This is a genomic window from Streptomyces luteireticuli (assembly GCF_041519305.1).
Lineage (GTDB): Bacteria > Actinomycetota > Actinomycetes > Streptomycetales > Streptomycetaceae > Streptomyces > Streptomyces luteireticuli.
The window spans coordinates 5,770,777-5,786,362 of record NZ_CP167927.1; the positions used below are offsets into that span (position 1 = coordinate 5,770,777).

11 protein-coding genes are annotated in these 15,586 nt (G+C 73.1%); 2 read left to right on the forward strand and 9 right to left on the reverse strand.

All coding sequences use genetic code 11. The features are described from left to right. Positions 1-21: 21 nt before the first annotated feature. The 5 genes from glgB to AB8735_RS26065 form a co-directional block, all read right to left on the reverse strand. Entirely contained in the window at positions 22-2,325 is a 2,304-nt protein-coding gene (gene glgB, locus AB8735_RS26045; protein ID WP_372409723.1) for a 1,4-alpha-glucan branching enzyme, read from the reverse strand. Between the two features lie 52 nt (positions 2,326-2,377). Continuing rightward, a complete protein-coding gene (locus tag AB8735_RS26050; RefSeq protein WP_372409726.1) occupies positions 2,378-3,808 on the reverse strand; it encodes a maltokinase in 1,431 nt (476 codons plus the stop codon). A 465-nt stretch (positions 3,809-4,273) separates the two neighbouring features. Beyond that, positions 4,274-6,001 (reverse strand): maltose alpha-D-glucosyltransferase, encoded by a 1,728-nt coding sequence (gene treS / locus AB8735_RS26055; RefSeq protein ID WP_344019418.1) that lies wholly within the window; start codon positions 5,999-6,001, stop codon positions 4,274-4,276. Further along, entirely contained in the window at positions 5,998-8,001 is a 2,004-nt protein-coding gene (locus AB8735_RS26060) for an alpha-1,4-glucan--maltose-1-phosphate maltosyltransferase (protein ID WP_344019420.1), read from the reverse strand. Before AB8735_RS26060 ends, treS begins: the two co-directional genes overlap by 4 nt. Positions 8,002-8,517: 516 nt before the next feature. Next, the gene (locus AB8735_RS26065; RefSeq protein ID WP_372409729.1) at positions 8,518-9,453 is read right to left on the reverse strand and encodes a helix-turn-helix domain-containing protein; all 936 of its coding nucleotides are present in this window, start codon (positions 9,451-9,453) and stop codon (positions 8,518-8,520) included. 118 nt (positions 9,454-9,571) lie between these two features. On the opposite strand from AB8735_RS26065, the gene glgP reads away from it, so the two are divergent. Next, positions 9,572-12,199 carry an alpha-glucan family phosphorylase gene (gene glgP / locus AB8735_RS26070; RefSeq protein WP_372409730.1) on the forward strand — a complete coding sequence of 876 codons (2,628 nt, stop codon included), beginning with the start codon at positions 9,572-9,574 and terminating at the stop codon, positions 12,197-12,199. A 93-nt stretch (positions 12,200-12,292) separates the two neighbouring features. On the opposite strand, the gene AB8735_RS26075 is transcribed toward glgP, so the two are convergent. Continuing rightward, the gene (locus tag AB8735_RS26075; RefSeq protein WP_372409732.1) at positions 12,293-12,928 is read right to left on the reverse strand and encodes a TetR/AcrR family transcriptional regulator; all 636 of its coding nucleotides are present in this window, start codon (positions 12,926-12,928) and stop codon (positions 12,293-12,295) included. 67 nt (positions 12,929-12,995) lie between these two features. Between AB8735_RS26075 and AB8735_RS26080 the strand changes: the two genes are divergently transcribed. Then, positions 12,996-13,931, forward strand: a complete 936-nt coding sequence (locus AB8735_RS26080) for a zinc-binding dehydrogenase (RefSeq protein ID WP_372409733.1) — start codon at positions 12,996-12,998, stop codon at positions 13,929-13,931. A 14-nt stretch (positions 13,932-13,945) separates the two neighbouring features. Here AB8735_RS26080 and AB8735_RS26085 read toward each other — a convergent pair whose 3' ends face one another. From AB8735_RS26085 to AB8735_RS26095, 3 genes are read right to left on the reverse strand one after another with little or no spacing between them, the layout of a single operon-like run. Next, positions 13,946-14,674 (reverse strand): TetR family transcriptional regulator, encoded by a 729-nt coding sequence (locus AB8735_RS26085; protein WP_372409735.1) that lies wholly within the window; start codon positions 14,672-14,674, stop codon positions 13,946-13,948. 10 nt (positions 14,675-14,684) lie between these two features. Next, the gene (locus AB8735_RS26090) at positions 14,685-15,182 is read right to left on the reverse strand and encodes a thiol-disulfide oxidoreductase DCC family protein (RefSeq protein ID WP_372409737.1); all 498 of its coding nucleotides are present in this window, start codon (positions 15,180-15,182) and stop codon (positions 14,685-14,687) included. Next, on the reverse strand, positions 15,179-15,586 hold the full coding sequence (locus AB8735_RS26095; protein WP_372409738.1) for a hypothetical protein: 408 nt from the start codon (positions 15,584-15,586) through the stop codon (positions 15,179-15,181). Before AB8735_RS26095 ends, AB8735_RS26090 begins: the two co-directional genes overlap by 4 nt.

Sequence of the window (15,586 nt, forward strand, 5' to 3'; positions counted from 1 at the left end):
GCCCGGTCGTGGACCGCCGTCTCACACCGGCCGCAGCCACACCGTCGCCAGCGGCGGCAGCGTCAGCTCCACGCTCGCCGGCTGTCCGTGCTGCCGCACCGGACGGGCCTTGAGCGGGTCCTGGTCGGCGACCCCGCCGCCCCCGTAGCGCACCGCGTCCGTGTTGAGGCACTCCTCCCAGACGGCGTGCCCGCCGGGCACGCCGAGCCGGTAGGCGTGCCGGACGACGGGGGAGAAGTTGCTCACCGCCAGCAGCGGCGGCCCGTCGTCGGCGAACCGCAGGAAGGCCAGGACGTTGTCCTCGGCCGCGTCGCCGACGACCCAGGAGAAGCCGTCGGGGCGGGTGTCCCGCTCCCACAGGGCGGGGGTGGCGCGGTAGACCGCGTTGAGGTCGCGCACCAGGTCCCGTACGCCCCGGTGGTCGGCCTCGGCCGCGTACGAGGGGTCCAGCAGCCACCAGTCCGGGCCGTGCCCCTCGGACCACTCCGCCCCCTGGGCGAACTCCTGCCCCATGAAGAGCAGTTGCTTGCCCGGGTGGGCCCACATGAAGCCCAGGAAGGCCCGGTGATCGGCCCGCTGCTGCCACCAGTCGCCCGGCATCTTGGAGACCAGCGACCGCTTGCCGTGCACCACCTCGTCGTGCGAGATCGGCAGGACGTAGTTCTCGCTGTACGCGTAGACCATGGCGAAGGTCATCGTGCCGTGGTGGTACTTGCGGTGGACCGGCTCCCTGGCCATGTACTCCAGCGAGTCGTGCATCCAGCCCATGTTCCACTTCAGCCCGAACCCCAGCCCGCCGAAGCCGCCGGGGCCCTCGTGGTGGGTGGCCCGGGTGACCCCGTCCCAGGCGGTGGACTCCTCGGCGACGGTCACGACGCCCGGGCAGCGGCGGTAGACGGTGGCGTTCATCTCCTGGAGGAAGGCCACCGCGTCCAGGTTCTCCCGCCCGCCGTGCGCGTTGGGCGACCACTGGCCGGGCCCGCGCGAGTAGTCGAGGTAGAGCATCGAGGCCACCGCGTCCACCCGCAGGCCGTCGACGTGGTACTCCTCGCACCAGTACACGGCGTTCGCCACCAGGAAGTTGCGGACCTCCTTGCGGCCGTAGTCGAACTCCAGCGTCCCCCAGTCCGGATGGGCCGCCCGCAGCGGGTCCGCCGGCTCGTACAGCGGCCGCCCGTCGAACTCGGCCAGCGCCCAGTCGTCCCGCGGGAAGTGCGCCGGCACCCAGTCCACCAGCACCCCGATGCCCGCCCGGTGCAGGGCGTCCACCAGGTACTTGAAGTCGTCCGGCGTGCCCAGCCGGGCGGTCGGCGCGTAGAAGCCGGTGACCTGGTAGCCCCACGAGCCCCCGAAGGGGTGCTCCGCCACCGGCAGGAGCTCGACGTGCGTGAAGCCCAGATCGGCGACGTACGCGGGGAGTTGGTCGGCCAGCTGCCGGTAGCCCAGCCCCGGGCGCCAGGACGGCAGGTGCACCTCGTAGACGGAGAAGGGCGCCGCGTGCACCGGCCGCGCGCCCCGCCGGGCCATCCACGCGCCGTCCCGCCAGACGTGGTGCGAGGCGTGCACCACCGAGGCGGTGGCGGGCGGCGCCTCGGTGCGCCGGGCCATCGGGTCCGCGCGCAGCGTGTGCGAGCCGTCCGGGCGCGTGAGGTCGAACTTGTACAGCTCGCCCTCGCCCAGCCCCGGGACGAACAGCTCCCACACCCCCGTCGCGCCCAGCGAGCGCATCGGATGGGCCGTGCCGTCCCAGTAGTTGAAGTCCCCGGCCACCCGCACCCCGAGCGCGTTCGGCGCCCACACGGTGAACCGCGTCCCGGCGACGCCCTGGTGGGTCATCGGGACCGCCCCGAGCGCCCGCCACAGCTCCTCGTGCCGCCCCTCGCCGATCAGGTGCAGGTCCAGCTCGCCCAGGGCGGGCAGGAAGCGGTACGGGTCCTCGGTCTCCACCTCCGCGTCCTCGTAGACCACGTGCAGCCGGTACGCCGGGACGTCACCGATCGGCAGCAGCCCGGCGAAGAACCCGTCCCCCTCGGGCAGCAGCGCGGCCCGCAGCCCCTCGGCGACGACCGTCACCGACCGGGCGTGCGGCCGCAGCGCCCGGATCGCGATGCCGCCCACCGTCGGATGCGCGCCCAGCAGGGCGTGCGGATCGTGGTGCGCGCCGCTGAGCAGCCGCGCGCGCTCGTCCTCCTCGGGGCGCGGGGCGGGCCGCACGCCCCGAGGGCCGGCCGGCGCGGGCGGGATGCCGGCACGCCGGCTGCCGGGCAGGAAGGTGGCGGGGACGAAGCCGGGCCGGGGGTCGCGGGACGGCGGTCGTGCGGTCACGGGGAGGTCCTCCAGGGGGAGTTCGGAAAGGGCTGGGGGCTGGGGGCGGAGGTCAGGGGTGCCGCGCCGTGCCGTCGGCCCGGGCGGCGAGGCGGGCGATCGCGGCGAGCGGGACGGGCAGCCAGTCCGGGCGGTGCCGGGCCTCGTACACCACCTCGTAGACCGCCTTGTCGGTCTCGTGCGCCCGCAGCAGCCACGGGTCCTCGCCGGTGCCGGGCCGCCCGGCGGCGTACCCCTCGCGGAACGCCTCCCGGGCGCGCGCCGCCCAGGTGCCGCCCGCGCGGCCGACCGCGGCGGCGTAGTCGAACGAGCGGAGCATGCCCGCGACGTCCTGCTCCACGGGCTGCGGCCGGCGCCGCTCGGCGAGCGGCCGGGCCGGTTCGCCCTCGAAGTCGATCAGCGACCAGCGGCCGTCGGCGGCCGTGCGCAGGGCCTGCCCCAGGTGCAGGTCGCCGTGGACCCGTTGGGCGCGCCGGGTGGTCACGGAGGCGTGGTGCGCGGTCAGTTCGTCGTACGCGGTCCGCAGCGCGTGGCGGTAGGGGCGCAGGGCGGGGACGGCCTCGGCGGCGGCGTCGAGGCGGTGGTGCATGGCGTCCGCGAGGCGCGCGAGGCGCTCGTGGTGCAGGACGGTGGTGGGCAGCGCGGTGGCGAGGGCGTGGTGGACCTCGGCGGTGGCGTGGCCGAGGGCGCGGGCGGAGGCGGTGAAGTCGGCCCGGACGGCGAGGGCGCCGAGGGCGAGCTGCCAGCCGTCGGCGGAGCCGGGCAGATAGGGCTGGAGGATGCCCAGCGTCATCGGCTCGCCGCCCTCGGGGGTGTCGGCCTCGAACCAGGCGGCGGGGGCGGGGACCCGGGTGCAGCCGGTACGGGCGAGGGCCCGGGGGAGTTCGAGGTCGGGGTTGATGCCGGGACCGACGCGGCGGAAGAGCTTGAGGATGAACGTATCGCCGTACACGACCGAGGAGTTGGACTGCTCGGCGTCCAGCGGCCGGGGGACGAGCCCGGTGGGGATCTCGGCGTCCGGCTCGCGGCCGAAGCTCAGGGGTCCCAGCCGTCCCGGGACGCGCAGCCGTTCCAGCAGGAGGGCGGCGAGACGGGGGTCGGCGAGCCCCTCGTAGACGGCGCGGCCACGCAGCGGGCCGTCCTCGGGGCGGCCGATGAGGGCGGGGGCGAGCCGGTGCGGCAGCAGGTCCTGGACGCCGAGCAGCAGTTGGTAGCAGTCGTCGGTGCCGGCGGCGGGCTGGTGGGCGCGCACCAGCAGATGGAGCAGGCCGGGGGCGGCGCCGGCGGGCGGCAGGATCTCGGCCGCGGTGACGAGGGTGAAGCCGGTGACCGGGCTGCCCTTGCCGGCGAACCAGCGCTGCCGGGGCAGCCAGTGGGCGAGCAGCGGGGCCAGCGAGGGCAGCAGCCCCGGGCCGGACGGTGGTGGCCCCGGGCTCGCCGTGCGGTGGAGGGCCTCGTGGCGGGGTGGTGCAGCGTCCGACATGGCGTCGCGTCCTTTCCCCGGGGCACACGACGGAGGGGCACGGTGTCCCGGATTGCGGCTTTGGCCAGTGTGCGGGGCGTAGGGGGTTCCCCCGCCGGAGGCGGCGGGAGTGTCTCGCCAGGATCGTCCGTGCGGCACTGCGTCTTCCCGGGGGCACCGCGTCCCGCAGCGGTTTCGCTGCGGGCCGGGCCTCCGTCCGGCCGCGTCCTCCGGGGGCCGATCCCCGGACCCCCGGCCGGCCGCGTTCTCCCGGGGGCAACCCCCGGACCCCCGGCCGACTGCATTTTCCCGGGGGCAACCCCCGGACCCCCGGCCGGAGTCGGGGACCGTCGGATGCGCCGGACCGCGGGCCCACCGGAGGCGCGGACCGGAAACCCGGGCGAGCCATAGTAGGGAGGGTGCCCCGGGCCGGGGCGGGGAAACCGGCGTGCGCGGTGGCCCGGCCCCCGCGCACGGGGCGGTCGTTCAGGCTCCGGGGGGTGGCACCGTGCGGCGCAGCCGGAACCAGTAGAAGCCGTGGCCCGCCAGGGTCAGCAGGTACGGCAGTTCGCCGATGGCCGGGAAGCGGACGCCGCCGATGAGTTCCACCGGGTGGCGGCCGTTGAAGGCCCGCAGATCGAGCTCGGTCGGCTGTGCGAAGCGGGAGAAGTTGTTCACGCACAGGACGAGATCGTCCGTCCCGTCCCGCTGCGGCGCCTCCCGCAGGAAGGCCAGCACCGCCGGGTTGCTCGACTGGAGTTCGGTGTACGAGCCCACCCCGAACGCGTGGTTCTGCTTGCGGATCTCGATCATCCGGCGGGTCCAGTGCAGCAGCGACGACGGACTGCTCATCGCCGCCTCGACATTGGTCACTTGGTAGCCGTAGACCGGGTCCATGATGGTCGGCAGGAACAGCCGGCCCGGATCGCAGGAGGAGAAGCCGGCGTTGCGGTCGGGCGTCCACTGCATCGGCGTGCGTACCCCGTCGCGGTCGCCGAGCCAGATGTTGTCGCCCATGCCGATCTCGTCCCCGTAGTAGAGGATCGGCGAGCCGGGCAGCGACAGCAGCAGCGCGGTGAACAGCTCGATCTGGTTGCGGTCGTTGTCCAGCAGCGGGGCCAGCCTGCGCCGGATGCCGATGTTGGCGCGCATCCGCGGATCCTTGGCGTACTCCGCGTACATGTAGTCGCGTTCCTCGTCGGTCACCATCTCCAGCGTCAGCTCGTCGTGGTTGCGCAGGAAGATGCCCCACTGGCAGCCGGACGGGATGGCCGGGGTCTTGGCGAGGACCTCGGAGACCGGGTAGCGCGACTCGCGGCGCACGGCCATGAAGATCCGCGGCATGACGGGGAAGTGGAACGCCATATGGCATTCGTCGCCGTTCTGGGCGTAGTCGCCGAAGTAGTCGACCACGTCCTCCGGCCACTGGTTGGCCTCGGCCAGCAGCACCGTGTCCGGGTAGTGGGCGTCGATCTCGGCGCGGACGCGCTTGAGGAAGGCGTGCGAGCGGGGCAGGTTCTCGCAGTTGGTGCCCTCCTCGGCGAAGAGGTAGGGCACGGCGTCCAGCCGGAACCCGTCGATGCCCAGGTCCAGCCAGAACCGCAGGGCCGCGAGGATCTCCTCCTGGACCGCCGGGTTCTCGTAGTTGAGATCGGGCTGGTGGGAGAAGAAGCGGTGCCAGTAGTACTGCTTGCGGACCGGGTCGAAGGTCCAGTTGGACGTCTCGGTGTCGATGAAGATGATCCGCGCGTCCTGGTACTGCTTGTCGTCGTCGGCCCAGACGTAGTAGTCGCCGTAGGGGCCTTCGGGGTCGGTGCGGGACTGCTGGAACCAGTCGTGCTGATCGCTCGTATGGTTCATGACAAAGTCGATGATGACGCGCATCCCGCGCTGGTGGGCCGCGTCCACGAACTCCACGAAGTCCGCCAGGTCGCCGAACTCGGGCAGGACGGAGGTGTAGTCCGACACGTCGTAGCCGCCGTCGCGCAGCGGCGACTGGAAGAACGGCGGCAGCCATAGGCAGTCGACGCCGAGCCACTGCAGATAGTCCAGCTTCGCCGTCAGCCCTTTGAGGTCCCCGATGCCGTCGCCGTCGCTGTCCTGGAAGGACCGTACGAGGACCTCGTAGAACACCGCGCGCTTGAACCATTCGGGATCCCGGTCCTTCGCGGGAGTGTCCTCGAATGTGTCCGGTACGGGCTCATTGACGATCATGGTGTGGGTGACCCTCCGATCGGTGAGGACGGTCGCAGCGAGAACACATGCGCAGGCGCGATCGAACGGCCCGGCTCAAGGCGCACATAGTTGTCCCTGCCCCAGTGATAGGTCTCGCCGGTGAGCTCGTCGCGCACCGGGACGGACTCGTGCCAGTCGAGGCCGAGCTCCGGCATGTCCAACGAGACCGTCGCCTCCTGGGTGTGGTGGGGGTCGAGGTTCACGACCGTGAGGACACAGTCGCCGCAGGGGCCGCCGGTGCGCTTGGAATAGGCGATCACCATGTCGTTGTCGGCGTGGTGGAACCGCAGATTGCGCAGGCGGCGCAGAGCCGGGTGCCGTCGCCGCAGCCGGTTGAGCGCGGTGATCAGGGGAGCCAGGCTGCGCCCTTCGCGCTCGGCCGACTCCCAGTCGCGCGGCCGCAGTTGGTATTTCTCGGAGTCCAGGTACTCCTCGCTCCCCGGGTGGGCGGGGGCGTTCTCGCACAGTTCGTACCCGGCGTAGACGCCCCACGAGGGGGAGAGCGTGGCGGCGAGCACGGCCCGGATCTCGAAGGCCGCCCGGCCGCCGTCCTGGAGGTAGGCGTGCAGGATGTCGGGGGTGTTGACGAAGAGGTTGGGGCGCATCACCGCCGCCGCGTCGCGCGACAGCTCCGTGAGGTAATCGGTCAGCTCCTGCTTGGTGTTGCGCCAAGTGAAGTAGGTGTACGACTGCTGGAAGCCGACGGCGCCGAGCGTGCGCATCATCGCGGGCCGGGTGAACGCCTCGGCCAGGAACACCACATCGGGATCGGTGCGGCCGATGTCCGCGATGACCTTCTCCCAGAAGGCCACCGGCTTGGTGTGCGGATTGTCCACCCGGAAGATCCGCACACCGTGGCCCATCCAGAGCCGCAGCAGCCGCAGCGTCTCCCGGACCAGGCCGTCGAAGTCGGCGTCGAAGGCGAGGGGATAGATGTCCTGGTACTTCTTGGGCGGGTTCTCCGCGTACGCGATGGAGCCGTCCGCCCGGTGGTGGAACCACTCCGGGTGCTTGTCCACCCAGGGGTGGTCCGGGGAGCACTGGAGGGCGAAGTCGAGGGCGACCTCCATCCGCAGCTCGCGCGCCCGCGCCACGAAGTGGTCGAAGTCCTCGAATGTGCCCAGGTCCGGGTGGATCGCGTCGTGCCCGCCCTCCGCCGAGCCGATCGCCCAGGGGCTGCCCACGTCGTACGGGCCCGCGCTCAGCGCGTTGTTGGGGCCCTTGCGGAAGGCGGTGCCGATGGGGTGGACCGGGGGGAGGTAGACGACGTCGAAGCCCATCGCCGCGACGGCCGGCAGCCGCCCTGCGGCCGTACGGAACGTTCCGCTGCGCGGCGGGCGCCCCTCCTCGACGACCGCGCCCTCCGAGCGCGGGAACAGCTCGTACCACGAGCCGAACAGCGCCCGTTCGCGCTCCACCAGCACCGGCACCGGCCGCGTCGTCGTCACCAGCTCGCGCAGCGGATGGTCCGCCAGGGCCGTGGAGACGGCGGGGGCGAGTGCCGCGGCGAGGCGGTCGGCGACCGGGCGGTGCGCGTCCCGCAGGGCGTCGACGGCGGCCAGGACGGCCTCGCGGCCCCCGTTCTTGGGCACCCCGGAGGCCGCCCGCTCGTACAGCCGGGCGCCCTCCTCCAGCACCAGGTCCGTGTCGATGCCCGCCGGGATCTTGATCCGTGCGGCGTTGCGCCAGGTGGTGACCGGGTCGCTCCACGCCTCCACGGCGTACGTCCAGCGGCCCTCGGCGTCCGGGGTCACCTCGGCGCCCCAGCGGTCGGTGCCCGGCTCCCGTTCGCGCATCGGCGTCCAGGGACCGCACCGGCCCGTCGCGTCCCGCAGCACCACATTGGCACCCACCGCGTCATGGCCTTCGCGGAAGACCGTCGCGGTGACCTCGAAGGACTCGCCGGCCACGGCCTTCGCCGGTCTGCGGCCGCAGTCCACGAGCGGGGCGAGGTCCAGGACGGGGATGCGACCGATCATGCAATCACCTGGGGTCCGAAAAAACCGGAGGCAAGGCCCGGAAGCTGACGGGGGATCTGGCGCGTTCTGTTCTTTCTATCCGCTGCCCCGGCACCCGGCCGGACGCGGGAGGGAATCCCTCTGCCCGCGTTCACCCGGGTGGGCGGCGGAAAACCTGACGAGCGGAAAAAGCGGAATCACATGAGAGGTCTGTCGAGATCTGTCCAGGGTCGCGCGGGCAGAGGAGAGGTTCCCGTACACCCGGGGAGCTTTCCCACCCGGCCCTGGCGGGCATGCCAGCAACGCCCGGCCTACCGGTGCGTAGTTCCCCCGGCACCGCCCGGCGCAGGCGGCGGGACCTCCGTCACTCGTAGGGAGTCTCCCCGCTGGGCCGATCGTGTGCAATGTGACGAAAGGGGGTAGCCGACGGCCGGATGGGGGAACGGCGTCGCGGCCCGGCGTTCGAAGGCCGTAGCGACTTCTGGCCTTCGAACACCCTGGTGTAGGCGGGGCGTATTTCTCCCTCGTACCGGCGCATCAGCGCACGGTCGGCCCCTGGCGGTCGTGTTCCACGCGCGGCGCCGGTGCCGCCGTCGTGAGGTCCGAGGCCAGCAGCCGCAGCGCCGCCTCCGACGGCGAACCCGGCTCGGCGCTGTACGCCAGCACCGACTGCTGTGCCGCCCCCTCCGCGCCCGGCGCCCGCAGCATCTCGTACGACAGCGTCAGGGAGCCCACCACCGGATGGTGGAAGTCCTTCGTCCCGCTCGTGCACGACAGCACCTTGTGCCGCGCCCACAACGCCGTGAACTCCTTGCTCTTCATGGACAGTTCGCCGATCAGCTCGGCCAGCGCCCGGTCCTCCGGATGCTCGCCCGCCTCCAGCCGCAGCGCCGCCACCGCCCGCCGGGCCTCCAGCTCCCACCGCGGGTACAGCTCCCGCGCGTGCGGGTCCAGGAACAGCAGCCGCTGGGCGTTGGGCCGTTCCGCCGGCCGCGCCGGGGCGTCCGCCGCCAGGTGCCCGGCCGTCAGCGCGTGCCCCAGCGGGTTCCAGTGCAGGACGTCGTAGCGGTGGTCCAGGACGACCACCGGGACCTCGCCCATCGCCTCCGCGAGCTGCCGCACCCCGGGCCGCACGCTCGCCGCGCGGGGAGCGGGCCGCCGGGCCGCCCGCCCGGGCCGGGCCAGGTTCCGCAGGTGCGCGTGCTCGTCCGCGTCCAGCCGCAGCGCCCGCGCCAGCGCGTCCAGCACCCCGTCCGAGGCGTTGGCCGACTGCCCCTGCTCCAGCCGGGTGTAGTACGCCGCGCTCACCCCCGCCAGCATCGCCAGCTCCTCCCGGCGCAGACCCGGCACCCTGCGCTGCCCTCCGTAGGACGGCAGTCCGACGTCCTCGGGGCGCAGCAAGGCGCGCCGGGTGCGCAGGAAGTTCCCCAGTTCGTTCCCGGGTCCGTTCCCCGGTCCGGAAGGTGTGTCCATGGGGCACAGTCAACCCCGGACGGGCCCGCTCCCGCCTGCCCCTGCCGGGGTCAGGCAGAAGGAGGCACTTGGCGTCTTGGGCCGCGACCGCGGGCCCCGCGCCGCTACCGTCGTGCACGTGAAGGCCATTCGTCGATTCAGCGTGCGCCCCGTCCTTCCGGAGCCCCTACGACCGCTCAGCGAGCTGGCGCGCAATCTGCGCTGGTCCTGGCATCCCGAGACCCGTGAGCTGTTCCAGAACCTCGACCCCGAGGGGTGGCGGGCCGCCGACGGCGATCCGCTGCGGCTGCTGGGCGCCGTGCCCGCCGCCCGGCTCGCCGCCCTCGCCGAGGACCGCCGCTTCCGCCGGCGCCTCGCGGCCGCGGCCGACGACCTGCACGACTACCTCACCGGGAACCGCTGGTACCAGGAGCAGCCCGCCGGGCTGCCCGCCGCGATCGCCTACTTCTCGCCGGAGTTCGGCATCACCGCCGCCCTGCCGCAGTACAGCGGCGGCCTCGGCATCCTCGCCGGAGACCACCTGAAATCCGCCAGCGACCTGGGCGTCCCGCTGATCGGCGTCGGACTGCTCTACCGCCACGGCTACTTCCGCCAGTCCCTCTCCCGCGAGGGCTGGCAGCAGGAGCACTATCCGCTGCTCGACCCCAACGAGCTCCCGCTGAGCCTGCTGCGCGAGGCCGACGGCAGCCCCAGCGTCATCGCCCTCGCCCTGCCCGGCGGCCGTGCCCTGCGCGCCCAGGTCTGGAAGGCCGAGGTCGGCCGGGTCCCGCTGCTGCTGCTCGACTCCGACGTCGAGGAGAACGCCGGCGGCGAGCGCGACGTCACCGACCGCCTCTACGGCGGGGGCAGCGAGCACCGGCTGCTCCAGGAGATGCTGCTGGGCATCGGCGGCGTCCGCGCCGTGCGCGCCTACTGCCGGCTCACCGGCCACCCGGCGCCCGAGGTCTTCCACACCAACGAGGGCCACGCCGGCTTCCTCGGCCTGGAACGCATCCGCGAACTCGCCTCGGACGGAGTGGAGTTCGACGCCGCGCTGGAGAGCGTCCGGGCCGGGGCCGTCTTCACCACCCACACCCCCGTGCCCGCCGGCATCGACCGCTTCGACCGCGGTCTGGTCGCCCGCCACTTCGCGGACGACGCCGAACTCCCCGGCATCGACCCGGACCGCGTCCTCGCCCTCGGCGCCGAGGACTACCCCGGCGGCGACCCGGCCCTGTTCAACATGGCCGTCATGGGCCTGCGCCTGGCCCAGCGGGCCAATGGCGTCTCCACCCTCCACGGCCAGGTCAGCCGGGAGATGTTCGCCGGCCTCTGGCCCGGGTTCGACGCCGACGAGGTGCCGATCACCTCCATCACCAACGGCGTCCACGCCCCCACCTGGGTCGCCCCCGAGGTCTTCCGCCTCGGGGCCCGCCGGGTCGGCGCCGGGCGCACGGAGGACGCGCTCGCCCTCGGCGGCTCCGACCGCTGGGACTCGATCGCGGAGATCTCCGACGCCGACGTCTGGGAGCTCCGCCGCACCCTGCGCGAGCAGCTCGTCGAGGAGGTGCGCGAGCGGCTGCGCGCCTCCTGGCGCGAGCGCGGCGCCGGCACGGCCGAACTCGGCTGGATCGACGGGGTCCTCGACCCCGACGTCCTCACCATCGGCTTCGCCCGCCGGGTCCCCTCCTACAAGCGCCTGACGCTGATGCTCCGCGACCGCGAACGCCTCACCCGGCTGCTCCTGGACCCCGAACGTCCCCTCCAGATCGTCGTCGCGGGCAAGGCCCACCCCGCGGACGACGGCGGCAAGCGTCTCGTCCAGGAGCTGGTGAGGTTCGCCGACGACCCGGCCGTCCGCCACCGCATCGTCTTCCTGCCCGACTACGGCATGGCCATGGCGCAGAAGCTCTACCCGGGGTGCGACGTCTGGCTCAACAACCCCCTCCGCCCCCTGGAGGCGTGCGGCACCTCCGGCATGAAGGCCGCGCTCAACGGCTGCCTCAACCTCTCGGTCCTGGACGGCTGGTGGGACGAGTGGTACGAGCCGGACTTCGGCTGGGCCATCCCCACCGCCGACGGCTCCGGCACGGACGAGGATCGCCGCGACGACCTGGAGGCGGCGGCCCTCTACGACCTGCTCGCCGAGCGGGTGGCCCCGCGCTTCTACGACCGGGGCCCGGACGGACTGCCCGGCCGCTGGATCGAGATGGTCCGCTCCACGCTGGCCTCCCTCGGCCCGAAGGTGCTGGCCGGCCGCATGGTCCGCGAATACGTCGGCCGCCTCTACCACCCCGCGGCCGAGGCCCAGCGCGCCCTCGCCCCCGACGCGGCCCGCGAGCTCGCCGCCTGGAAGGCGCGGGTGCGGGCCGCGTGGCCGGGGGTGGCCGTGGACCACGTCGAGACCGTCTCCGAGGGCCCGTTGAACGGCACGGCCGAGCTCGGCTCCACCGCCGCCCTCCGCGTCTCCGTCGCCCTGGGCGGCCTCGACCCGTCCGACGTCGAGGTCCAGGCCCTGGCGGGCCGCGTGGACACCGCCGACCGCCTCACCGGCACCTCGGCCTTCCCCCTCAAGCCCGCCGCGTCCCCCGCCCTCGACGGCCGCCTCCTCTACGAGGGCTCCCTCACCTTCGACCGCACGGGCCCCTTCGGCTACACGGTCCGTATCCTCCCCGCACACCGACTGCTCGCCCAGGGCACGGAGATGGGCCTGGTGGCGGCACCGGCGGAGGCTTCGGGGGAGGCGGCGGGGGTGCTGATGCGCTGAGCCGCCGACGCGGTGACAGGGAACGGCCGTGGGGCAGTCAAGGCTTGGCCATTGACTGCCCCGTGGCCGTCGGCGCTGCTTCGTCCCGCCCGCTCAGCGGTCCTGCGCCACCAGTGCCGCGACCGTGGGGATCGCCGCGAAGGCTTCGTGCATGTGCCGGACGAGTGCCGCGCGGTCCTGCTGTGCGGCGTCCGACGAGGTCCATGCCTCCAGCGCGCAGTGCCAGGCGGCCAGCATGAGGTCGAGCAGCAGGCGCAGTTCGGTGTGGCCGGGGGACTGCCCGGCCAGCCGGTCCGCCAGGATCCGGACGACGTTCGCGGAGACCTCCGAGCAGTGGCGCAGGCTGTGCGCGGTCAGCGCGGGGGTGCGGTCGGCCAGGCTGCGGCTGGCCAGGAAGCGCCGCTCCCACCCGTCCGTCATCTGCTCCAGTGCCGTGAACAGCGCGTCCTCGCAGGCGCCGAGCAGGTGCCCGGTCAGAGGCCGGGTCCCGATGTCCGTGAGGTAGGCGGCCCACAGCTCCTTCTCCGGGGCCAGGGCCACGTCTTCCTTCGAGGTGAACGTACGGAAGAAGGTGCGCTTGGAGATCTCCACCGCATCGACGATCTCGTCCAGCGTCACCGAGGTGAAGTCCCGCGCGGTGAACAGCTCGAGGGCCGTATCGACCAGAGCTTGACGGGTCCGCAGCTTCTTGCGCTCACGCAGCGGCAGTTCCTCGGGGTTCTTCTGCATAGGCGCAGCCTACCAGCCGCGTTTGCCCCTTGTAGGCTTACGCCACTCAGTGGCACTATCTCTCGTCATGAAGGCACTGACGATTGATCACACGGCACCCGGACACCTCGCTCTCGCCACGGTGGCCGACCCCGAACCCGCCGCCCACCAGGCCCTGGTGCGGGTCTGCTCCTTCTCCCTCAACGCCGGCGAGGTCCACCACGCGGTTCCCGGGGGCGAAGCCGGCACGGTGCCCGGCTGGGACGCCGCGGGCGTGGTGGTCCGGGCGGCCGCCGACGGCTCCGGCCCCGCGGTCGGCACCCCCGTCGTCACGCTGGGGCCGGACGGCGCCTGGGCCGAACTGCGCGCCGTGGACACCGATTTGATCGGTGTCGCGCCCGAGGGGGCCGACCTCGGCCCGATCAGCACGCTGCCGGTCGCGGCGGGCACGGCCCTGCGCGCCCTGCGCCGCATCGGCCCGATCCTGGGGCGGCGGGTCCTGGTGACCGGAGCGGGCGGCGGCGTGGGCCGGTTCGCCCTGCAACTCGCGGTCCGGGGCGGCGCACATGTCACCGCGGTGACCGGCGATCCGGCGAAGGCGGACGCGCTGCGGGCACTCGGCGCCCACGAGATCGTCACCGGCCCGGCCGCGCTCCGGCACCTGGAACCGGTGCACGGCGTGGTCGAACTGGTCGGCGGTGCCCATCTGGTCGCCGCGCACGGCTGCCTGGCCGACCACGGTGTGCTGGTCGCCGCGGGCCATATATCCGGCGACGGCGAGCAGTTCCCCTACGGAGCCCTCTTCGGCAACGACCGCCGTCACAACCGTCAGATCGTCACCTACTACCTGCTGGACGACGCCGCAGGACTGGGCGCCGACCTCACCTGGCTCGCCGAACTCATCGCCCGCGGCGAGCTGGACCCGCAGGTCGCCCTGCGCACCGACTGGACTCGGGTGGCGTGGGCGGCCGCCGAACTGGCGGGCCGCCGGGTGCCGGGCAAGGCCGTCATCGACGTCCGGTAAGGCGTCCGCCGCCTTCAGCCGGCCGGCTTCTTCCGCGCCGCCACCGTCTGCGCCATCCCCGGCAGGAAGTCCGTGAACAGCTCGTGCACCTCGTGGACGAGCGGGCGCAGTACGCGGAAGCGGGCCAGCGAGACGCCGCGGGCGGTGAGCCGGGCGCCGCGGGTGGTGAGGCGGCGGCTGCGCTCGCGGCCGGGGGAGCGGTCGAAGACCCAGTAGAGGACGAGGCCCATCTGGGAGAGCCACATCAGCTCGGGCAGCACCTCGGCCAGTTCGGCCGGGACCTTCGCCTTCGAGCCCGCCAGGACCTCGCGGTACACGCCGATGGATTCCTCCCGGGCGTGTTCGGACTCGGCGGAGAACGGGCTGAGCGGGCTGTCCGGGTCGGCGGCGTTCTTGAAGAACTGGGCCGCGAACTCGTGGTACGGATCGGCGATGTCCAGCCACGTCCCCAGCACCCCGGCCAGCCGGGCCTCCAGGTCCGTCTCCCGGTCCAGGATGTCGCGGACCGCCGCCTGGTGTTCCCGGGCGATCCGGTCGTAGAACCCCTGGATCAGGTGCTCCTTGCCCGCGAAGTAGTAGTAGGCGTTCCCGACGGAGACCCCGGCCTCCTGGGCGATGGCCCGCATCGTGGTCCTGTCGTAGCCCCGCTCCTGGAACAGCCGCATCGCCGTCTCCAGGATCAGGGCGCGGGTCTGCTCGCTCTTGGCCTTCGGCTGGGGCGCGGGATCGTTCTCTGCTGGCACGGCTCAGAGCCTAATCGGGCACGGCGCAGGTGCTGTCGCAGGCAGGGGGCGTGATCGGGGCCCAGTTGGTCAGGGGGCGGTACTCCTCCCAGCCGCCGGGCTGCCGCTGCTGTTGAGCCCGGCGGTACTTCGCCGCGGCCAGCACCGCGTTGCGCGCGAGGCGCATCCCCGACGGGGTGCCGAGCCGGTGGGACAGCGGCCGGTACGCGTTCAGGGCCCAGAGGCAGGTGACCCAGGCGGCCGCCCCCGTATAGACCTGCCCGCCGTCCCCGACCACGGTGATCTCCTCCAGCGTGGCGGAGTGGTCGAGGCCCGGCAGGCGCCGCCGGGCCTCCTGCGACCCGGCGGGCACCAGGTCCAGCGGTACGAGCTGCCGCTGGCGGACGAGCCAGTCGCGTACGAAGACGCACAGCCGGCACCGCGCGTCATACAGCACGGTCAGTCGGCGGACGGCCGGGACGTCCCCTCCAACGCCCCGGTCGCCCCCGGCGACGGCGGTCGCCGTCATCCCTGCGCCTGCGGGTACGTGTACGCCTGCGGCAGCACCGGCGGGTTCTGCTCCCGCTCCAGCAGCCCGCGCCGACGGATCTTGTTGAGCGCGAAGACGTTGCCCAGGTGCATCAGGCCGAGGACCAGCAGCACCACCCCGAGCTGCCGCGACAGCGCCTCGAACACCCCGCGGGTGTCGGTGATCGTGCCGTCGTCCCGCAGATACAGCGCGATGAAGCCGAGGTTGACGAGGTAGAAGCCGACCACGAGCAGGTGGTTGACGGCGTCCGCCAGCTTCTCGTTCCCGTGCAGCACGTCGGCGAGGAAGACCCGCCCGTTCCGGCTGAGGGTGCGGGCCACCCAGACGGTGAGGCCGATGCTGACGGCGAGGTAGATGGCGTAGGAGACGACGGTGAGGTCCAA